The sequence below is a fragment of the Antarctobacter sp. genome, assembly GCF_034670325.1.
GTDB lineage: Bacteria > Pseudomonadota > Alphaproteobacteria > Rhodobacterales > Rhodobacteraceae > Antarctobacter.
Genome location: NZ_JAXMNR010000001.1, coordinates 974,601 through 995,919, shown reverse-complemented (window position 1 = coordinate 995,919; position 21,319 = coordinate 974,601). Strand labels below are relative to the sequence as shown.

The 21,319-nt window shown below is 61.7% G+C and carries 18 protein-coding genes; 5 read left to right on the top strand and 13 right to left on the bottom strand.

Annotated elements, in window-relative coordinates:
• Nucleotides 1-12: 12 nt before the first annotated feature.
• The 4 genes from VOI21_RS04755 to VOI21_RS04740 form a co-directional block, all read right to left on the bottom strand.
• Nucleotides 13-1,290, bottom strand: coding sequence for a TRAP transporter large permease (locus VOI21_RS04755; protein WP_323768190.1), 1,278 nt, complete (start codon nt 1,288-1,290; stop codon nt 13-15).
• Between the two features lie 3 nt (nt 1,291-1,293).
• On the bottom strand, nt 1,294-1,797 hold the full coding sequence (locus tag VOI21_RS04750; protein ID WP_323768188.1) for a TRAP transporter small permease: 504 nt from the start codon (nt 1,795-1,797) through the stop codon (nt 1,294-1,296).
• 117 nt (nt 1,798-1,914) lie between these two features.
• A complete protein-coding gene (locus tag VOI21_RS04745; protein WP_416358950.1) occupies nt 1,915-2,886 on the bottom strand; it encodes a TRAP transporter substrate-binding protein in 972 nt (323 codons plus the stop codon).
• A complete protein-coding gene (locus VOI21_RS04740; RefSeq protein ID WP_323768186.1) occupies nt 2,883-3,629 on the bottom strand; it encodes a GntR family transcriptional regulator in 747 nt (248 codons plus the stop codon). The genes VOI21_RS04745 and VOI21_RS04740 overlap by 4 nt, the downstream gene beginning before the upstream one ends.
• Before the next feature lie 110 nt (nt 3,630-3,739).
• Between VOI21_RS04740 and uxuA the strand changes: the two genes are divergently transcribed.
• The 5 genes from uxuA to VOI21_RS04715 all read left to right on the top strand — a co-directional run bounded on the left by uxuA (nt 3,740) and on the right by VOI21_RS04715 (nt 13,555).
• Nucleotides 3,740-4,948, top strand: coding sequence for a mannonate dehydratase (gene uxuA / locus VOI21_RS04735; RefSeq protein ID WP_323768184.1), 1,209 nt, complete (start codon nt 3,740-3,742; stop codon nt 4,946-4,948).
• Nucleotides 4,945-6,423 carry a mannitol dehydrogenase family protein gene (locus tag VOI21_RS04730; protein ID WP_323768183.1) on the top strand — a complete coding sequence of 493 codons (1,479 nt, stop codon included), beginning with the start codon at nt 4,945-4,947 and terminating at the stop codon, nt 6,421-6,423. The genes uxuA and VOI21_RS04730 overlap by 4 nt, the downstream gene beginning before the upstream one ends.
• 223 nt (nt 6,424-6,646) lie before the next feature.
• Nucleotides 6,647-12,070: a Hint domain-containing protein gene (locus VOI21_RS04725; protein ID WP_323768181.1), complete on the top strand. Its 5,424-nt coding sequence runs from the start codon at nt 6,647-6,649 to the stop codon at nt 12,068-12,070.
• A gap of 786 nt (nt 12,071-12,856) precedes the next feature.
• On the top strand, nt 12,857-13,084 hold the full coding sequence (locus VOI21_RS04720) for a hypothetical protein (RefSeq protein WP_323768178.1): 228 nt from the start codon (nt 12,857-12,859) through the stop codon (nt 13,082-13,084).
• A gap of 129 nt (nt 13,085-13,213) precedes the next feature.
• Complete coding sequence (locus VOI21_RS04715; protein WP_323768176.1) at nt 13,214-13,555, top strand: hypothetical protein; 342 nt, start codon at nt 13,214-13,216, stop codon at nt 13,553-13,555.
• A 189-nt stretch (nt 13,556-13,744) separates the two neighbouring features.
• Here VOI21_RS04715 and VOI21_RS04710 read toward each other — a convergent pair whose 3' ends face one another.
• From VOI21_RS04710 to VOI21_RS04670, 9 genes are all read right to left on the bottom strand, one after another.
• Nucleotides 13,745-14,815: a hypothetical protein gene (locus VOI21_RS04710; RefSeq protein WP_323768174.1), complete on the bottom strand. Its 1,071-nt coding sequence runs from the start codon at nt 14,813-14,815 to the stop codon at nt 13,745-13,747.
• A 240-nt stretch (nt 14,816-15,055) separates the two neighbouring features.
• The gene (locus VOI21_RS04705) at nt 15,056-15,484 is read right to left on the bottom strand and encodes a hypothetical protein (protein WP_323768173.1); all 429 of its coding nucleotides are present in this window, start codon (nt 15,482-15,484) and stop codon (nt 15,056-15,058) included.
• Between the two features lie 6 nt (nt 15,485-15,490).
• Nucleotides 15,491-16,549 (bottom strand): site-specific integrase, encoded by a 1,059-nt coding sequence (locus VOI21_RS04700; protein ID WP_323768171.1) that lies wholly within the window; start codon nt 16,547-16,549, stop codon nt 15,491-15,493.
• A 172-nt stretch (nt 16,550-16,721) separates the two neighbouring features.
• A complete protein-coding gene (locus VOI21_RS04695) occupies nt 16,722-17,051 on the bottom strand; it encodes a DUF2190 family protein (RefSeq protein WP_323768169.1) in 330 nt (109 codons plus the stop codon).
• Nucleotide 17,052: 1 nt separating this feature from the next.
• Nucleotides 17,053-17,268: a phage head-tail joining protein gene (locus tag VOI21_RS04690; RefSeq protein ID WP_323768167.1), complete on the bottom strand. Its 216-nt coding sequence runs from the start codon at nt 17,266-17,268 to the stop codon at nt 17,053-17,055.
• Between the two features lies 1 nt (nt 17,269).
• Entirely contained in the window at nt 17,270-19,042 is a 1,773-nt protein-coding gene (locus VOI21_RS04685; protein WP_323768165.1) for a prohead protease/major capsid protein fusion protein, read from the bottom strand.
• Nucleotides 19,032-20,411, bottom strand: a complete 1,380-nt coding sequence (locus VOI21_RS04680) for a phage portal protein (RefSeq protein WP_323768163.1) — start codon at nt 20,409-20,411, stop codon at nt 19,032-19,034. Before VOI21_RS04680 ends, VOI21_RS04685 begins: the two co-directional genes overlap by 11 nt.
• Complete coding sequence (locus VOI21_RS04675) at nt 20,411-20,674, bottom strand: hypothetical protein (protein ID WP_323768161.1); 264 nt, start codon at nt 20,672-20,674, stop codon at nt 20,411-20,413. The genes VOI21_RS04680 and VOI21_RS04675 overlap by 1 nt, the downstream gene beginning before the upstream one ends.
• The gene (locus tag VOI21_RS04670) at nt 20,674-21,258 is read right to left on the bottom strand and encodes a hypothetical protein (RefSeq protein WP_323768159.1); all 585 of its coding nucleotides are present in this window, start codon (nt 21,256-21,258) and stop codon (nt 20,674-20,676) included. The genes VOI21_RS04675 and VOI21_RS04670 overlap by 1 nt, the downstream gene beginning before the upstream one ends.
• Nucleotides 21,259-21,319 lie beyond the last annotated feature (61 nt).

Here is a 21,319-nt window from a genome sequence, read left to right as displayed (position 1 = left end):
ACTTTGGAACTCCTATTTCGTCAGAACGGATGGCAACCACGTGGCCAAAGGTGCGAAGTACGACACGGCCAGCAGCACGAGGATATTGGTGAACAGGAACGGCAGAATCGCCCGCACCACCGGCGCCAGCGGCAGCCGCGCAATGTTGGCGCAGACAAACAGGCAGACGCCCACCGGGGGCGTGGTCAGCCCGATCATCAAGTTCAACACCGCGAAGGTGGCGAAATGCAACGGGTCGATGCCCACCGCGTTCGACAGCGACAGAAGCGGCACAAAAAGGATGATCAGCGCGGCAATCGTCTCCATGAACATGCCGACGAAGAGCAGCAGGAGGTTGATCAGCAGGATCACCAGAAACTTGTTGTCGGTCAGGGACAGCACAGAGTCGGCGATGGCCTGAGGGATGCGCTCGGACACCAAAATCCAGCCAAAGACATTGGCGAACCCGACCAGCGCAAGGATGCCAGCCGCCGAAACGGCGCTGTCGGCGATGATACCCGGCAGCTTGCGGATGGGCAACTCGCGGTAGATGAAGGCACCGACGATAAAGGCGTAGACAGAGGCCACGACCGCGGTTTCGGTCGGCGTGGCATAGCCCGACAGCAGTCCGTAGATGATCAGAAAAGTCATCGCGATGGCCCAGAATGCCCCGCCGAAAGAGCGGGCGACCTCGCCAAAGCCCTGCCACGGCTGGTGCGGATAGCCGCGCCGAACAGAGATGATGTAGCAGGTCACCATCATGGCGACGCCCATCAGGATGCCAGGGATCGCGCCCGCAAGGAACATTTTGCCGACCGAGATACCCGACAGCGCGCCGACAATGATCATCGGCACAGAGGGCGGAATGATTGGGCCAACGGTCGAAGAGGCCGCCGTCACGGCGGCGGAGAAATCCGCCGGGTAGCCTGCCTTTTTCATGCCCGGGATCAGCACGCCGCCAAGACTGGCCGCGTCGGCCACGGCGGTGCCGGTGATGCCGCCAAACAGCATCGACGCGGCGATATTGGTCAGGCCGAGACCACCCTTGATCCAGCCTACGATGGCATTAGCAAAACGGATGATCCGATGTGTGATCCCGCCCTGGTTCATCAGGTTCCCGGCCAGAATAAAGCCCGGGATCGACAACAGGACAAACACGTCCATGCCAGCATACATCTTTTGCGGCATCACCACCGGCGGCATCCCTGCGAACAGCAGGTAGGCCAGCGATGAGAGCCCCAGCGTGATTGCCACGGGGATGCCCAGCATCAGCCCTATGACAAAAACCGTGAACAGGATGGTGACATCCACGCCTTATTCCTCCTCGGGTCGGTGGGGTTTGCCGTCATCGGTGCCGGTCAGCATTCCGATCACGCGCAGGACGGCAAAAAGCGCCAGTCCGACAAGCACAAGCCAGACGGTCAGGTGCACATAGGTCATGCGGATACCCAGCGCCGGGGCAGTTTGCATCTTGCCGATAGCGACGAATTTCCAGGCATGCGGCAGCAGGTAAAGCGCCAGTCCTGCCGTCGCGAGCGCCCCCAACAGGCGCAGGATCCACGGGAACGGCGCGGGCAGCGACTCGGAGATCACATCCACGTTCACAAGGTCGCCAGTGCGAAAGGCAACCCCCGCGCCAAAGGCAATCATGTAGAGCAGCGCGTAGCGGGTCAGTTCCTCGGACCAGACCGGCGAAGACCCGGTCAGGCGGCCGACAACCTGTATCAGCACCGCGCCCATCAGCACCGCAAAGGCGAGGCCGGCGCCGATCTTGGCAAGCAGAACAATGGCGTCGATCAATCGTCTGGCAAGGGTCATGCCGTTGCTCCTGGTTCAGGTCCGCGATGTCGCGTCCCGGGCTTGACCCGGGGCCTCTGATGAACGGTTCAGAGGTCCCGGGGCAAGCCCGGGACGCGGTGTCTTTGCTGGCAGCGTTTACTGGCCAAACAGGCCTTCGACGATCGGCTTGATCTCGTCGTTGACGTTCGCCAGCACGGCGTCTTTGGCAGCGGCCTGAAAGGCAGCGGCGTCAACGTCGACAAAGGTCATGCCCTTTTCCTCAAGGAACGCGCGGTCGTCGGCAAGGCTCTGCTCGAACAGCTCACGCTCATAGGCCTGCGCGCGGGCGGCAGCCTCCATCACGGCGGCCTTGTCCTCGTCCGACAGCTTTGCCCATGTCTGGTCCGCGATGGTCAGGTAGATCCACGACCGAACATGGTCAGTCAGGTTCACATGGCTCTGCACCTCATAGAAAGAGGCTGAACGGATCAGGGCCAGCGGGTTTTCCTGCGCCTCGATGGTGCCGTTCTGCAGCGAGGTGAAGACCTCGGAAAAGGCCATCGGGCCGGGGTTCGCGCCCAGTGCTTTCCAGACGTCAACAAACAGCGGCACGTTCGGCACGCGCATTTTCAGACCGTTCAGGTCGGCGGGCGAGGTGATCGGACGGTTCGATGTCAGGTCACGCGCGCCACGGGCGAAATAGGCAATCGGGCGGATCTGCACGTTGGCGATGATCTGCGCCTTGATGTCTTCGCCAACCGGACCGGCAGCAAAGGCGTCCATGTCGTCAATGGTCTTGAACGCATAGGGAACCGCCAGCAGCGCCGCCATCGGCGCCCAGTTCTGCAGGCTTTCACCGGTGATCGTCATGTCGACGGTGCCCAGCTGCATGCCGTTGATCAGGTCGATTTCCTTGCCAAGCGACTCGTTCGGGAAAACCTCGACCACGATGCGGCCATCGGTCAGAGCGGACAGTTCCTCGCCGAATTTGACCGAGGCCTTGTGCCAGGAGTTCTCCTCATTCGCGAGGTGACCCAGCTTGAGCGTCATTTCCTGTGCGGTCAGCGGTGCCGCGACCAATGTTGCCACGGCTGCGGCAAGTGCCGTCATCTTAAATCCAAAAGTCATCCCTGTTCTCCTCCTTGGATGGGTGCATTGACCGGCAAGGGCAAATCCCCCTCCGGCAATTCGAAATAGGCGGTGTTGGCCGCCACGATCTGGGGCAGATCGGACAGCACTTCGCGCAGGTGTAGCCGAACGGCTTCATTGGCCCCCCGGATAGCGCCCCGTTCGATCTGGTCGACGATCTCGCTGTGCTGGGCGATCAGCTTGCGCAGCGGGAACTGCCCTAAAGACAGAAACCGGACGCGGTCCATCTGTGACTTCAACCCTTCGATCTGTTTCCATGCTCCGGCCTTGCCCGCGGCGTCGGCCAGCGTGCGGTGAAACAGTTCGTCAAGTTCGATAAACGCTTCGGGAGCGCCGCAGGTGGCGGCCTCTTGCTTTGCCAACTGGGCGCGCAGGTCTTTGATCAAAGCCGGATCGGGGGTTTGCGCAAGGATCTTGGCGATGTCGGCCTCGATCGCTTCGCGTAGAAAGCGCGCATCAAGGACGGCGGCATAGCTGATGCGGCTGACAATGGTGCCACGCTGCGGAAGGACCGCCAGCAGGCCCTGATCGGCCAGCCGGATAAACGCCTCGCGCACCGGTTGACGGCTGACGTCATAGCCGCGCGCCACCTCGGATTCCGAAAGACGGTCACCCGGCTTCAGGTCGTTGCGGATAATGCGCTCGCGCAGGATGCGCGCGATCTGCGGCGTGATCGGCTTCGCCGGGTTCAATAACCACTGCGTCTTGCGTTCAACCGTCATGATTCGCCGTCCTCCCTCCGGTCAATTACCATACTTCCATACTTCCATACTAGCCAGCAAACTTGCGGACTGCTAAAAGATACAGGACGCTTCGACTCGGGGAGGACATCATGAAGCAAACTTGGCGCTGGTTCGGGCCAAAGGACCTCGTGGCAATTGACGACGTGGCTCAGGCAGGGGCCGAGGGGATCGTTTCAGCCCTTCACCATGTGTCGAGCGGCGCTGTCTGGACCCCCGAAGAGATTTCCCGCCGACAGGCCGAGATCGCCGTGATGCGCGACGGCGCGCCCTCGGGGCTGGACTGGTCGGTGGTCGAAAGCCTGCCGGTGTCCGAGGACATAAAGAAACAGCAGGGCGACTGGCGCGATCACATCGCCAACTACAAGACCAGCCTGCGAAACCTCGCCGGTGCCGGGATCGAGGTAATCTGTTACAACTTCATGCCGGTGCTGGACTGGACGCGCACCGACCTTGCCTTTCGGCTGCCGACCGGCGCGACCTGCATGCGGTTCGACCTGACCGATTTTGTCGCCTTCGACCTGCACATCCTGCAACGCAAGGGGGCCGAGGACGACTATGACGCGGACCTGCGGGACGCGGCTGCGCGCCGATTTGCCAACATGACGCCCGACGCGCGCGAGGCGTTGGCCGGAAACGTCGTTTTCGGCCTGCCCGGCGCGGCAGAACACTTTTCACTGGAGGACGTGCGCAGTCATCTCGCAGAATACGCCGAAATCTCCGAGGACACCCTGCGCAGCCACCTGATCGACTTTCTCTCAGAGGTTGCGCCGGTGGCGCAGGATCTTGGTCTCAGGCTGTGTTGTCACCCCGATGACCCGCCCTTCCCCCTGCTTGGCCTGCCCCGCATAATGTCGACAGAGGCGCATTATCGGACCGTCATGCAGGCGGTGGACCTGCCCGCCAACGGCATCACGCTGTGTTCCGGCTCGCTTGGCGCCCGGCCCGACAACGACCTGCCCGGCATGATGACCCGTCTTGGCGACCGGGTGCATTTCCTGCACCTGCGCAACGTCAAGCGTGAGACTTCGAACATTCGCGGATCGTTTTATGAGGCAGAGCACCTTGGCGGCGACACCGATATGGTTGCGCTGGTCGAGGCGGCGCTGAAGGAAGAGGCACGCCGCAAGGCCGCAGGGCGCAGCGATTGGTCGATCCCCTTCCGCCCCGATCATGGGCAGGACATCCTCGACGACCTGAACCGCAAGGCGCAACCGGGTTACCCGTCTATCGGACGCTTGAAAGGTCTGGCAGAGCTACGCGGTGTCATTGCAGCCCTGTCACCCCGGATCACCGCATGACCAAACGTCTGACGGCCGGCTCAGCTTTGCCAGATGGCGTTATGCCACCGACCTACGATCCCGCCGCGCATGGTGAGGGGATCGTTCACATCGGCCTTGGTGCCTTTCACAAAGCGCATCAGGCGGTCTACACCGATGATGCCCTCGCCGCAGCGGGCGGTGACTGGCGGATCGTCGGGGTAAGCCTGCGCAGCGCCGCCCCGGCTGAAGAACTCTCACCCCAAGACGGTCGATATACCCTCATCGAACGCAGCGTCGAAGGCAGCCGCGCGCGGGTGGTCGGGTCGATGTCCCGCGCCCTTTGCCTGAAAACGGACCGCGCGGCTGTGCTAAAGGCGCTCTGTGCGCCTTCAACACGGATTGTCTCGATCACCGTCACGGAAAAGGGCTATGGTCTGGACCGCGCCACCGGCGGGATCGACCCCACCCACCCGGCGATTGCCGCCGACCTTGCCCGGCCCAAAGCCCCCGAGGGCCTTGCCGGGTTGCTGGTTTGGGCACTGGCAGAGCGCCGCCGCAAGGGCGTGCCGCCCTTCACCGTGCTGTGCTGCGACAACCTGCCGGAGAACGGCCATCTCGTCCGCTCATTGCTGACCGACATGGCCCGCCACTGCGCGCCCGATTTGGTCGAACACCTCACCCAAAACGTTGCCTTTCCCTGCACCATGGTTGACCGGATAACACCCGCGCGCTCGCCGGACACCCTCGCACTGGCGCTGGCCATGATCGGCTTTGAAGACCGCGCTACGGTCGAGACAGAGGCTTTTCGCCAATGGGTGATCGAGGATCACTTCCCAACTGGCCGCCCAGACTGGGAGACCGGCGGCGCACTCTTTGTCCGGGATGTCCGCCCATTTGAGGAAATGAAGCTGCGGATGCTCAACGGGACGCATTCGATGCTGGCGTACACCGGCTTTCTTGCCGGATACAAATACGTGCGCAACGTGATGGGCGATCCGGCACTTTCCCGACTTGTCACACGTCATCTTGGCGCCGCCGCCTCTACTCTCGATCCACTCCCCGGTGTTGATTTTGGGCTATACACAAAAGAGCTGACCGCGCGCTTCGCCAATCCGCATCTGGGGCATGAAACCTATCAAATCGCCATGGATGGCTCTGAAAAGATGCCCCAGCGCATCTTTGCCCCGGCGCTTGATGCGCTACACAACGGCCAGCCGCTAGATGCCTTCGCCTTCGCCACCGCCGCCTGGGTGCGCTACACGGTTGGGCGCACGGATGGGAATGAGGCATATGACCTGCGCGATCCACTCAGCGCCAAGCTTGCCCCCGCCATTGATGCGCCCGAAACTGCGGCCACGCTTTATGATCGGATCGTCAACCTACCGGGGCTATTCCCGACAGAACTTTCAGCTTCGGCACGGTGGCGCAGTGCGGTCATTGAGCGGCTTGGGCACATGCTCTCCGCAGGTATGCAAGCCGCTATTCAGTCCGAGGTCGCAAAGATCGGTGATTGAAAGCCGCCTGTAAACTGGTCAGGCAATCAGGTCACCGTCACAAACGAAGCCCAAATCGCCGAAACCCCGACGGCACAAATCGAACCAACCCAAATCTTAACAGCCTGTAAATTAGAGTAACTTTAACGAGAATGGCCAAGAAGGTTACCTGATTTCAACCAAGCCCCGCCAAGGATGCTGTGACTTGAAGACAGTCGGAAAGCTATGGTGGGGCGGGTAAAGAGTGACTAGCGGCGGCGGAACCAACGGTGACGACAGCCTTGTCGGCAGTACCGAAGCTGACTCGATCGAAGGGCTGGATGGTAACGATACGATTGACGGCGACGGCGGCGACGACACGCTGCACGGCGGGTCGGGGGACGATTTTTTCCTTATTTCCGGGTCTGGTGACGGGCTGGACCAGATCGACGGTGGAGATGGCTACGACGTCGTTCAGGGGTCCAGCGACAGCGATACGTTCTACGTCAACAGCGATCAGTCCAATCTGACCAGTATCGAGGAAATTGACGGCGGGTCTGGCGGGACCGACCGGATCGTCGGGACCTCTGGCGACGATACTCTGGATTTCACAGGTATCACTCTCAGCAACATTGACGAGATCGACGGTGGCGGAGGAAACGATCTCATCACCGGCAGTGCCGGGGCCGACACCATCAAGGGGAACTCCGGCGATGACACGCTGCACGGCGGTGACGGCGACGATGTCTTTCGCATCGAAAGCTGGACTTCGGGGCTGGACCAAATTGATGGCGGTGCTGGCTACGACTTGGTGCAGGGCTCGGTCAACAGCGACACGTTCTACGTCAACAACGATCTATCCAACCTGACCAACGTTGAGGAAATCGATGGCGGATCTGGCGGGTATGACCGGATCTTGGGCACCTCCGGCGACGATACTCTCGATTTCTCGGGCATCACTCTCAGAAATATCGACGAGATCGACGGCGGCGCGGGCAACGACTCGATCATTGGCTCTGCAGAGGCAGATACCATCGAAGGCAACTCCGGCGATGACACGCTGCACGGCGGTGACGGCGACGATGTCTTTCGCATCGACGGCTGGAACGTGGGGTTGGACCAGTTCCATGGCGGCACCGGGTACGACGTTGTGCAAGGCAGCGGCAACAGCGACTATTTCTACGTCAACAGTGATATGTCGAACCTGGACAGCATCGAGGAAATCGATGGCGGGTCTGGCGGGTATGACCGGATCTTGGGCACCTCCAGCGACGACACTCTGGATTTCTCGGGCACCACTCTCAGAAATATCGACGAGATCGACGGCGGCGCGGGCAACGATTCGATCATTGGCACTTCAGGCGCGGACACAATCGAAGGCAACTCCGGCGATGACACGCTGCACGGAGGTGACGGCGACGATGTCTTTCGCATCTACGGTTGGAACGTGGGGCTGGACCAGTTTCACGGCGGCGCCGGGTACGACGTCCTGCAAGGCACAAGCAGCAGCGACTATTTCTACGTCACCAGTGACATGTCGAACTTGCACGACGTCGAAGGAATCGATGGTGGGTCCGGCGGGTACGACCGGATCTTCGGCACCTCCGGCGACGATACACTGGATTTCAGCGGCTATACGCTGACCGCAATCGACGCGATCGAAGCGGGCAGTGGCAACGACTCCGTGATCGGCAGCCTGGGGGCGGATACGCTTCGGGGCAACTCGGGCGCAGATACGCTTGACGGCAACGCAGGCAATGACAGCCTTTCGGGCGAGGACGACGACGACCTGCTGCGCGGCGGTGACGGCGATGACACCCTTGCCGGCGGTGCGGGTGACGATATTCTTGTCGGGGGCGACGGGACCGACCTCGCGGTATTTTCCAACGCAATTCAGGATCATGTCTTCAGCCTAGGCATCGACGGGCGGCTACAGGTCACCGACATCAACACAGGTGGGAATGGAACCGACATCCTTGACGGGGTCGAGCAGGTTCAATTTGCCGGTGTCACCTATACCTTGGTTTCCGGGACCGAAGGGAATGACGGACCTCTGCAACTTGCCGACAATGGGGAACGGGCGCTGATCCTTGGCTTTGGCGGGGATGATACCGGTATCGGTCACGGCACTGATGACGTGATGTTCGGCGGTGCCGGGAACGACAGTTTCGATGGCGGCGGCGGTAAGGACTACCTTGACGGCCAGACCGGGAACGACACCACGCGCGGCGGCGCGGGCGATGACACACTGATCGCGGGCGAAGGCGACGATCTGCTGGACGGTGGCGACGACGCGGACAGCTTTGTTGCGACGGACGGTTTTGGGCAGGACACCATCATTGGCGGCGAAGGTGGTTTCGATTCCGACGCAATCGACATGCGTGCGCTGAGTGACCCTGTTACGGTCACCTATTCCGGTGACGCCGTTGGCGCGGCCACCAACCTAAGTGGCACGCTTTCCTTTACCGAGGTTGAACGCCTGATCCTGACCCAAGGCGCGGACAGCGTGGACGCGACCGCCGATGCCACGGGAGTCGAAATCGCGGCAGAGGGCGGCGCGGATACGGTCACCACCGGCAGCGGCGGCGACACCGTCGACGGTGGGTCCGGCAATGACTCGATCGTGTCAGGGGCAGGGTCGGACGTCCTGACCGGCGGAACCGGCGACGACACCGTGATGGGCGGCGCCGACGATGACGAAATCGTCTATGGTTGGGGTGACGGCACCGACGTCCTGCAAGGCGGCGAAACCGGGTTGGATTCCGACACTCTGCGGCTGGTGTCCTATTGGAGCAGCGAAGGCGCGTCACTGGTCTTTACCGGAACGGAAACCGGCACGGTGTCTTTCCAATCGACAGCCGGGACCGCAACCTTTTCAGAAATCGAACGGGTTTCGGGGACGGAACACGGCGACACTCTGGATGCCTCGGCAACGACCGGCGGAACCACCCTGCTGGGCGAAGGCGGCAACGACACGCTGATAGGCGGCACCGGCGCGGACGCGCTCGACGGCGGCAGCGGCAACGACAGCTTTCTGGTACAGGACAGCTATGGCAGCGACACCGTGTCCGGCGGCGATGGCTGGGATTTGTTGGACTCGAGCGTCTTGTCCAATGCGGTGACCGTCACCTACTCCGGCAATGCCATGGGCACATCATCGGACGGGGTATCGACCCTTCAGTTCGACCACATCGAGCATCAACGCCTTTCTGAATTTGACGATATTGCTGATGCAACCGCAGACAGTGTCGGGACCAAGATCGATGCACTGGGCGGCGACGACTCCGTTGTCGGCGGTTTTGGCAGGGACAGCCTTGACGGTGGTGATGGTGCGGACACGTTGCTGGGCGGCGGCGGCGACGACCTGATCAATCTGGGTGAAGAAGGCGCCTCCGGCGACGCCGATCTGGCAGAAGGTGGTGCCGGTAACGACACGATCTACAGCTATGAAACCGATGCTCTGTCGCAGGATACGGTCTCGGGCGGCGACGGCAATGATATCATCTACATGGTCGGCGGCACCAACCTACTGTCGGGCGACGCCGGGCGCGACACCATCGTTGGCGGCGAATGGCTGGACACGATCGACGGCGGCGCGGATGCCGATACCCTGTATGGGCGCGGTGGCGTCGACAGCCTGGTCGGCGGCGACGGCGACGATGAGATTTGGGGCGGCACCGGCGACGACCACATGCAGGGCGGCGCGGACGCCGATACCTTCATGCTGGAGGATGCCTTTGGCAATGACACCATCGTCGGCGGCGAGACGACGATTTCCGGCATCGACTTCGACACCGTCGATCTGTCTGAGGTCGGCATTCCCGTAACGGTCACTTTCACCGGGAACGGCTCTGGGACCATCACCGACGGCACGCACACCATCGTCTTTTCCGAGATCGAGCGGCTGATCCTGACCGAACAAACGGACATCGTCGACCTGACCGGCGATATGACCGGAATGGAGGTCGTCACGGCGTCGGGCGATGACTATCTGGTCGGGGGTGACGGCGATGACACGCTGCACGGCAATGCGGGGGCCGACACCCTGATCGGCGGTGCCGGTTCCGACCTGATCTATGGCGGAGACGGCGATGACAGCCTTGTCACCGGCACCGGCAATGACACGCTGTACGGCGGCGCGGGCAACGACACGCTGACCAATTCGGCGGGCGATGACAGCCTTGTCGGCGGCAGCGGCGACGACAGCATCGTGGCAAGCCTTGGCAACGACACCCTCGAAGGGGAAGAGGGTGACGACACGCTGATCGGGGGAGAGGACAACGACAGTCTTGTCGGCGGCGACGGCGCGGACCTGCTGGATGGCGGGACGGGCGATGATTTCGCCGATGGTGGTGCAGACGCCGACACCTTTGTCATCCGCGACAGTTTTGGTCAGGACACGATTGTCGGCGGCGAAACCACCACCACGGGCGTCGACAGCGATACTCTGGACATGTCGGCCCTGACCGGTCCCGTGACCGTGACCCTGACCGGCAATGGCCAGGGCACCGTCACCGATGGCACCAACACGATTACCTTCTCCGGGATCGAGCGCCTGATCCTGACCGAACATGCTGATGTCGTCGATGCCAGCGCGGATGGAACCGGGCTTGAGATCATCGCGCTGGGGGGCGACGACACCGTTGTCGGCGGCAGCGGCAACGATACCCTGGATGGCGGGGCAGGCAACGACACCGTGACAGGGGCGCTTGGCGACGACACGCTTGATGGCGGGCAAGGCGATGATCTGCTCACCGGAGGTCAGGGCAATGACTATTTTGCCGTGAACGGCGGCAACGACACCATCACCGATTTCGGAACCGGCGAAAGCGGCCCGAACGGGGATGGCGACACCTCCAACAACGACTTTGTCGACCTGTCCGGCCATTACGACAGCCTTGACGAATTGCGGGCCGATCAGCGCGACGACGGTATCCTGAACCAGTCCAACACGCTGGATGAGGAAGGAAAGGTTGTCGACTATTCCGACAACAGCCAGTTTGGCACCGGTTCGATGACTGTGTCAGGCGCATCCGCCGAGAGCTATACCTACGACAATACCGGTGTCGTGTGTTTCACATCGGGTACGCGCATCGCGACGCCCCAAGGGCAGGTTAAAATTGACGACCTGCGCGCTGGCGATCTTGTCCTGACAAAAGACAACGGTTTCCAGCCGATCATCTGGATCGGGCGGCGCGATCTCGGGCAATCGGAACTGGCGAAAGACCCGTGTCTACGTCCTGTAGTCATTCGCAAAGGCGTACTTGGCGCGGCACGCGATCTGCTAGTGTCACGCCAACACGGTATACTCATCGGCGATGAGTATCTTGCGCGTGCAGTACACTTGGTTGACCTGGTCAAAGGCATTCGGATTGCCCAAGGCAAGCGGCAGGTGACCTATTTCCACCTGCTCTTCGAGACCCACCAACTGATCTTCGCCGAAGGCATAGCCTGCGAAAGCTTTTTTCCTGGCCCCATGTCGCTTCGGATGCTGACACCAGAGGCCAAACGCCAAATCCATGAGCTTCATCCCCGTTTGCCAACCGCCGAAAATGGCGATCAGGCAAAATTCGCGTTCGGTCCGCCTGCGCGGGCGTTCATTTCCGCCAAGTCCCTCAGGAATCGGCCGCACCCGACTTTGGAATCCACATTGAAAAGGGCGGCTCACACGGTGCCCGGCACGAAGTAGGAACCAAAGGCCGCACGGGGTATAAGCAGCGCCTCGCGCCTGCAACGTGGTTCACGACGGCCACAACGATCACGCGCGGAAGGGGGCTCGGTCGTCAGGTTCTGAAAGCAGGACCGACAGTGTCGCGCTATCTGCCCACACAACAGCAAACCCGTTCAAGCCCCGAATCCCAAGGGATCCGTGACCTTGGGCAGAATCCCACGGACCAAAAAGGCTGACGGAAAACGCGTGCCGTCGGTCCAAGCGCTTCAGATCAGGACAATCGCGAAAATCGGCGTTTGAATTGGCCAGCGGACAGAGCCGCCTGACCCTCGTGCCCGTCGTTATAAAGCAGGTATTCGCCTGATTTACTGGTCGGAGTGAGAGGATTCGAACCTCCGGCCCCTGCCTCCCGAAAACAAGGGATGCCCTTGTTTTATAGGAGATAGACCACCCTATTGCACGGAACACACGGTAAACATCAGTAGAACATGTGCAATTCCATGCAATCATGCACGGCTTGCACGGCTTGCACGGCTTGCACGGCTTGCACGGCTTGCACGGCTTGCACGGCTTGCACGAGATAGTCTTGCACGACTTGCACGCCCGCCACAAGGGCGCTTCCGACGCGCTGGGCACCTCAGCTCGCCCCGTCGACCGCCCTTTCCGAATCACGAAAGCTCTCGCCCCTACACTAAATGCTACCTTCTGTCGATAGGTTTGGGCGCCTAACCTTGACATTTCCTCCTCATTGTGGTTTAAGTCTATGTAAAGAAAGACAAGAAACACACTTGAGACATCTCTATCATGCAAACCATCGACTATCATGACGCGCGGACGGTCCTCGACTTGCGCAACGACCAATTCCGAACCCTGCTCGACATCTGGCGGGGGCCTGCTCCTGTGAAGCGCGGTGGCCGTGGTGGTCCTGCCCGCTACAGCGTCGAGGAGCTGGTGACGTGGCTCTACAAGAGCCTCCCGCCGATGCGGTTCAATCACGAACATGAGCTGATGATGCGGCAGATGAGCGCCTGAGCTGATCCGACCCGGCATCAAAGCAGGCAGACAGGACCCCGGCCAGACGGGCATCTACCCCTCCAATCAGACAGAACCCCGCCGCGTCAGCGGCAATCACCGAACAAACCAGAAACGAAAGAGCAGTAAATGGACAACGATCAGAAAATCCGGGAGCTTGAACTCCGCATCGCCGCAGAGCGTGAGCTGCATGACATTCCATCCGGCGCACGCGACATTCTCGTCAGCCAGATTAGCAAAGTGTCGAGCGGCAAGGCCCATATTTTCGGAACGGCAAAGGCACCATCCACCACCGAGCTTCTCGACGAGCTTTGGTTTTCGCCAGTAGGCCGCGACCTGCGCGACCTGCTGGACACGAAAGAGGCCGAAGGCGCGGCACCGACCACGCAGGAAGCGAAGCTGGCCGAGATCGCCAAACTCCCACCCGCCCAGCGCCTCCAGAAAGCCCGCGAAATGGGGCTGACGTACTAACGCCATGAGCATCGACGACGAGATCATCACAGGCAGCTTGCCTCTCCCTGACGAGCAGCAGGAATCCTTCGCGGTTCTTCAATCGTCAGGCGTGTCAAAGACGGTCGCGTATCGCGAGGTCTTCGGCGATCTGGTCGAAGACGGGGAGATCATTGCGGTTAGCCTGCGCTCACGCGCTACCCGCCTTTCCTACCCTTCGCCAAAGTCGATGTACGCACCCTCAATGTGCGTGCCAGCCTCGACATCAAACATCGGCGTGTCATACGTCGCCTCGAATGACTTACCCGCCGTCCTGACTTCCCCATCTGCGCCCTGAGCCGACACAGGATTAACCTCGACGAGGCGCTTTTCCTGCGGCTCCGGGATGTAGACCTGATCCCACGTCAGCGAGAGAATTGCCTCCTTCCGCGCGGCTGTGGCGAGTGAAATGCGCAGGAATCCTTCGATATGTGCCCGGTCCCGTACCCGGTCGATCTCCTTGCCGTTGACGTAGATCGGAGCTGGTGCGCAGGCGGCAATCATGCGCTGTAACTCCGGCATTGTCAGCCAGACCTTAGTGTCGCGGCTCGGCTTGCCCTTTTTGATGGTGAAGTCGGGGGCATAGGACGTGTAGCGGTTCTGCCGCGCTCGGTTCAACGCGCTGCGCAGGACCCCGAGGTCCTTGCAGGCGGTGTTCCTGCTCGTGGTCCCATACTGCCGGTCGAAGTCCTGATGGGCCGTCCAGCGCGGCTTCTCCATCCGCCAGTGAATGTAATCGTCCACCACATCCTGCACGATCTCGTCCCAGAAGAGATGTCCGAGACGGTCCTTGAGAGGCCCCACGTTCGCCGCCATCGGCTCCCAAGTCGTCTCCTTTTTCTCGCGACAGACGTATTCATAGTAGCGATCCACGACCCACTCGACGGTTGGGCGCTCCGGGATTTCCGGCTTCATCAGCTCTTTGACGAACACCTCATGTGCCGCATCAGCACCCGCCCGTTCTTTCGTCCCGTGAGCGTGTCGCCGCTTGGTCCCCCCCTCATCCTTATAGACAGTCTCCCAATAGCCGTCTGTCCTCTGCCGGAGACGGGGTGCGTCGGGATCGGGCTGCGCCGCGTCAGCGGCCTCTTTCGAGGTGAAAGCCGAAAGCGCCTTCTCGGCTTCAACCTCGTCACGAGTCCCGGTTGACTTGCGCTTGGCTTTCCCGGTCCTCGGGTCCTTGGACGCGATTTCCCAGATGCCGTCCTTGCGCTGACGGAGGTAGGGGGCAGTGGTTTTCATGAGAACATCTCCGCGATTCTGTGCAAGTCGTGCAGCGTTGCACAACTTGCATATTCCAGTTTCCGCGTAAGCCGTTGATTTTATTGGTCGGAGTGAGAGGATTCGAACCTCCGGCCCCTGCCTCCCGAAGACATAACAGAAGGGTAGGTTCGCTGCATGTTCATGTTTTTACCCTCCTTTCTTCACGGTTCGGGAGCTTTCAAATCACTTCAATTTGGGTCGGGACCCAAAAACATCACATCAGTTCAAAAACTGATCCAAGGCCCAACCTCGAAGCTCTTTCATCTCCTTGGAAACGCAAGTTCGGAATCCCTGATGCGGACCCATGTCAGTGATCCGGTCTGAGCCATGAGGGCACCTACGCGTCTCCGCTCTTCCCCAGCTACCGACAAACCATTTGCGTTCGTCCACCGGCAACCGATCAACTCTATCCCGCATACTCTCGGGCATCCGACGGTAGAACGAGTATTCCTCTTCGCCCAGTTCAGCGACGGTAGTTGGATCGAGGCCCAACTCTTTGTCTGTGGCCGGAGCAGAAAAGTGGTCAAACCCATAGGCCAACGAAAGAAATGCGACGATTACCAACACGATAAATCGCGGCAACCTTTTGCCTAGAAACGTCGAGCTTTGTTCGTAGCTTCTCCGAAAATCGCTAAGTTCATCTGCCATTCCGGGTTACCTTCTGTCCAAGATAGCAAGTGCTCTATCCTGATAGTGAGGACTGTGGTGATAATATGTCTTTCGGATGGTTTCGGCTGTGGTGTCGAAGTAATCGGCGGCATCTTCCACGGTCAGACCGCGCTGGATAGCCCATGTGATTGCCGTGTGCTTCAAGGTGTGGGGTGAGACGCCCGGCAAGTCTGCCCGATCTCGCGCGCCCTCAAAGGCGTGCTTGACGCTGCCAACGCGCTGCCCGTCGATCTCCACTAGGAAGTTGGCACCGTTTTCACGCCAACGGCGGCAATGGGCCAGAAGGCGGCGCGTCAGACGGACAGGCTTGCGCTTTTTCTTCGTCTCTAGTTCTTCGGCACCACGGCGATACATCACGCCACGATTAACGTCGATCCAACCGCCCGTAAGGTTCGGCATGAAGCTCAGACCCAAAATCGCTTCTTTGCGTGTGCCAGTATAGAGCGCCACCAGAATGAACCGTGCGAGGTGCTTTCCCTTGGGGCTGCGATACGCGGCCCAGATCAGCTTCGCGGCTTCGTCGCGAGTCAGCCATCGGTCGCGTGCCGAAGGCTTCTGAGGCAGCGTCACGGTCGTGGTCGCGGTCAGATAGCCTTCCTTGTGGCAGTAGTTGATTGCGGATTGTAGTGCAGACAATTCACGCCGCACGGTGCCGGGGGCTATCGGAGATGTGGTGCCATCCTTAAAGCGGCGGACCCGGCTCTTGGCGTAGCGTCGGCATGTCTCGCCCTTGACGTCCGCGACGGTCAACGCGCCCCAGAAGCCCAGAAGAGCATCAATGGCATAGCCGATGCGTTCGGGGCTGGCGGTCGTGACGGCATGTTCACGGCCATAGATGTCCAGCGCCTCCCCAACATGCATGTCTTCGGGTCGGCGGGTGCCGGTTACTGTGTCTTTGCTTGCGATGTATGCCGCGAGTGCTTTTTCAGCATCTGCGCGGTTTGCTGTGCCGGTTGAAATATCTGGCCTGCCCGTGTCGCGGATGCGCCAGACTCCTTTGTCGGTTCGCCAACTGAGGCGTGGTCCTTTGGGTTTTCTTGGCATTTGTCGATAAGCTCCTGAAGGCGGTTAGGGTCAATGCGGACCGCCCTCCCCATACGAACAAGCATCCCATGCTTGCTGGCGGCGGCTTTGAGCGATCCTTTCGGAACCCCCAGCTTTTCCGCCGCCTGTTCTATGGTCAAGAGCGGTTGCATTGCCCTACCCTGTCATGACTCTATCCGTTCAGCCGCACGTTGACGGTGCCGCTGGGGTTGGCGGCGGCGGTCACGGCCAACCCGATTTCCGGGTTGCTGCCCGTGTCGTCGTCGGTCGTGACCAGCCCGGCGGAGTCGTCCCAGTAGACCGGAGCGCCCACGGTGAAGGCGTCTGTCGAGACCTTCACCATCTGAAAGACGCCCACGGTCACAAGGTCGAGGTCTTCGCCAATGGCGGCGTCCCCGGCGGCGATGCCGAAGAGGCTGCCCACAAGGACGCCATCACCGGAGCTGGCGGCGGCGGTCGCGGTCACGGTGATGTTCTCACCCTTCTGCACATAGTTCTTCATCTCAGAGTCCTTTCGAGGTTCGGAAGAGGATGGTGTGGGCGGGCCGGGACCTCAGAGCGGCGATTTCCGAGTCCAGCGCCGCCAGCGCCCGGGCCATCTCGGAGTCGGACTTGTAGACGACGGTTTCGCCGTTCTGGTCGCGGAACTCCCGTGCCCCGGTCATGCGGGCGGCATGAAGGTCCGCCCGCATCTTGGTGAGCTCAGCCACGGTCGCCATCTCAGGCGTCACCCGGGTTGAGGTAAGCGCCGCGCCAGTCAACAGCACCGCAGCCGAAGTCGAGCACCACGCGGAACTCCATGCCCAGAACGTCCCAGCCTTCGCGGGACGCCATCTGCGGCCCCTGAGCGGAGCTGAGATAGCTGTATTCGAGCACGGGCAGGACGGCGGGGTCCGCGAAGACATACCAGCTTTCATCGGTGATGCGCGGCTCCACCAGCAACGTCAGCCGCCCGGTGAAGGGGTTGGCGTCCTGATAGGTGGCGGCATAGATGCTGGCGAGAATCTGTTCCGCCGAAGTTTCGAGCTCCGGCCCCACCAGCAGGTAGCGGGGCGTGGCGTTGATCGGCGTCTTGCCGTCCAGCGCCTTCATGCTCCGCATGGCCTTGCGGGCCGAGTCCAGAGCCACAATGTCCGCCGCGCTGCCCAAAGACGTGCCAGATGCGGCCAAGTTGCCGTGGTCGGCATGGAAGAGCGCCACGCCATCTTCGCCCATCGTCGGGTTGCTCAGCAGCATGGACAGCAGCAGGTTGGCTTCTGTCTCAGCCGCCATCCGGCCCGCCGTCGCGCCCCAGTCGCGGAACGCGCCAAGGTCATCGTTGATGAGCGCCTTGCGGCTGATAGCGAACTGGGTGGCGTAGGTGTCGAGCGCGTAGGACTCGGACGCCTCTGCCCGGCTGGTGTGGGTGATCTCACCCGACTCGCTCACCTTGGACAGAGTGCCCACGTCGCTGAGCTTGAGCCGCGTCCCGGGCCGGAAGTCGGCAAGGGTGGACTGGCGGGCCAGCGTCGTCTTCACCGGGCACTGAGCCGCCTGATAGGCCGCCGCCAGCGTCCGATTGCCGGTCTGGGTCAGCAGTTGCGAGAAGTCGGACGTGGTGTGCATGGCAGCCCGGAAGAGCTGGTCCGCGTCCATCGCCCGGGTGCTGGTGCCAGCCGCCTCCACGCAAGCCCGCGCCATGTCGAGCAGGGACTCGGTCATGTAGGGCCGCGCCGCGTCGGACGGGGCTTCGCCAGAGGTCCGCGCATAGAGCGCATCGGAGCGGAGTTGCAGGACCGTGGCGGGGTTGTCTGCCTCGCGGGTTGCCGTGCGGATGCGCGGCGTGGTGCGGCCACGGTCCTGCATTGCCTCAAAGGCTTCCGCCCGGGCTTCGGTGATGGACAGCTCGCGGTCCATCATGTCGTCCGCCTGTTCGCTGGTCATACCAGCCGCACGGGCAATCTGACGAATTGCGGCTCGGTTCTGCACTCGCTCTTGTTCGCGGGTTTCGGTGGCGTTTTCATCCACCGTGATTTCGTCGTTTTCCATTTGAATACTCCTGATTGTGGCCCCCTTGTCGGCGGGCACGGGGACGAAAGAGATTTCCGAGATTTCGGGGGTGATGGTGCGCACCGGCTGCCCGGTGGCGGAATCGGTGGAGCGTGTGGCCTTGCCTTGGCGGTAGCCAATGCTGGCACTGGTCACGATTCCGGCTTCGATCTCGCCCAAGAGCCAATCGGCCCGCTCGGAGATTTGCACGTCAGCCCAGAGGCCCGCGTCATCCGCGCCCGCCGCCACGACGCGGCCCAGAAGGTTGTCCAGTCCGTCTTGCCGGTGCGAGTTGAGCACGGGCAGCCCCACGATGCTCTGCGGGTCGGGCAGCGTCAGCCGCTCGATATAGCCGCGCCGCTGGACGGCGGCCCCGGTCGAGACGGTCACGCGGACAGTGCGGTTTTCCCGGTCAAGGGTCGTCGGACGGAAGGCCGCCCGGCGGGTGAAGAGGTCAAGCGGCATTGTCGGACTCCTCGCGCTTGGGGGTGAAGGGGTCGGCAGCAATTTCTGAGTCGAGGTCTTCCAGAGCCCAGCCACGTTCGGCCACAGCCTTGCGGCGGCTGGTCAGCCCGGCTTCCAGCTCTGCCACGGTCGCCTGCACGTCCTTGAGAGGGTCCACCTGCATTGGCTTCGGGGGCAGCCACTCGCAGGCCAGATAGACCCGGACGTTGGACTCAAAATCCGGGGCCGCCAGCTCACCCGACAGGACGCCAAAGGTGATGACGCGCCGCCAGATCGGGCGGAGAAGCTGGGGCACAAGGGTGCCATACTGGATTTGCTCCACCCGTTGCCTCCAAGGTAAGAGTCCAGCTCTTAGACTGCTGTAGTTGGCCCCGGTCAGATCGCCGGAAAGAAGGTGCTCCGGCAGGCCCAGCCCGGCGGCAAGCTGTTGCAGGTTGAGGCGGAGAAAGGCCCCGATTTCCTGCGTCTGCCCGGGCGTGTTGAACTTCACATCATAGCCGGTGGGCAGCCGCTTCATGGTGCCGGGCTCAAGGCCGGTCTCCATGATGCCGCCCGACTCCGTGCCGTCATAGGGCTCGCCCGCCGTGCCGTTCATGTCCACAAGGAAGGCGGAGTGCATCGCCGCGACCTTCACGCCCACCAAGAGCGCATCGCAGAGCTGGTCAAATTCGGAGGCGGGCAGGATGACCGGGGCCAGCCAGGAGACGCCCCGGCACTGCCCAGCCGCCAGCGGCTTCATCACGTGGAGAATGTCGTCTGCCGGGACCCGGACGGGCGGCGCATAGTTGGCGAACTGGTCATGCGGGCGGCTCGGGAGGACGTGATAGGCCACCCGGTTGCCGTCCGAGTCGAACTCCACGCCCTGCACGATGCAGGCCCCGTCCACCAGCTCGCGGGTCAGGGACTCGTCTACCAGCTCGGGCGGGATCAACCGGAGCTTCGGCCCGGCTTCCGTGGTGATGATCTGGACGAAGGCTTCGCCCGCAATGACCAGCCCCCGGGCAATGTCGGCTTGCAGGCCCCAGAAGTCCGTCCGCCCATCGGCGTCCGCTTCATCGGCCCAGCTCTGGAAATAGGCGGTCAGCTCCGCCCGGGTGTCATTGTCGGGATGACCGGGGGCCGGGAAGATGCCAGCCCCCACCAGAGCCCCGCCCCAGTTCGCCACGCCCTGCCCAAGCCATGCGTTGTTCATGGCGAGATAGCTGGCACGGCTCCGAAGAGACGCACCAGCGGCGGAGACTTCCGAGTTGATGCGCCCGAAGCTGCCCATGCCGTAGGTCCGCCGTCCTCCAACAGCCCCGTCATAAGAACGGGTTCGGGTGGGCTTCGCAGCGCGGCGGAAGAGCTTGGGCAGGAAGGGGAACGCCATCAGTGCACCGTCAGGGGCGTTTGCTGAAGCGGACACATCTCCGGGTATTCGTCGCCCAGGTAGGTCACGGCCACCATCGCTAAGAGCTTGTCTTGGAACTGGGCTTCGGCCTTCGTTCGCGGGGACAAACCCATTGCGAGGTTGATTGCCCGCGTGATCGCGTTGCCGCTGCGGACAGTGAAGCTCTCGGCGGCCACCAGCCGCTCAGCCAACGGAACGACCTTGTTCAAGAAGTCGTCTTGCTGTTCGGGAGTCGGGTTCATTAGTTCATCCCCTCCACCTTCAAACGCTCGGAAATGGCGGTGAAAAGTTCAGTCATCTCAAGAACGACGCGAAGGCGGTTGGGCTTCCAGCCCAGAATCGCGGCCACGTCGTCGCCATTGCCGCCGGGTGCGTCCAGCCATCCAAAGGCGGCGTGAACCTGAGCGGGAACACTCCGCCCGGGCTGTTCCTGCCGGATCGTCAGGCCCCAACGCTCACCAGCCGACGCGCCCCGGATTGCGTCCTGAAGGCCCCCGGAAGACCGGCGGACGCCATCGCCACGCTGAGACGGTGCCCACTGGTTCACGTCCAAGAGCGGCATGGCTTGTGCGGCTTCCGTCACCTTGCGGAGAATCGGAGCGCCCATGTCGATAGAAAGGAGGTCGCAAAGGACCGCCGCGTGAAAGACTTCAGTCTCGGGGAAAACCTTGGTGCCCCGGTCGTCAATCTCTTTCCCGCCGCGCAGGAAGCCGCGCTTGGCAAGGTGCCTGACACGCTCATGCGTGACCTTCACGTCTTCCCGGTCGGTGAGCCCATCCGCTTCGCAAAGCAGGTGAGAGATTTCGGTCACGGTGTAATCGGTCATGGTCAGCGACTCCTATGCTGACTGACCGATAGCATGGGTCTGGGACATTGGCCAGAAAATT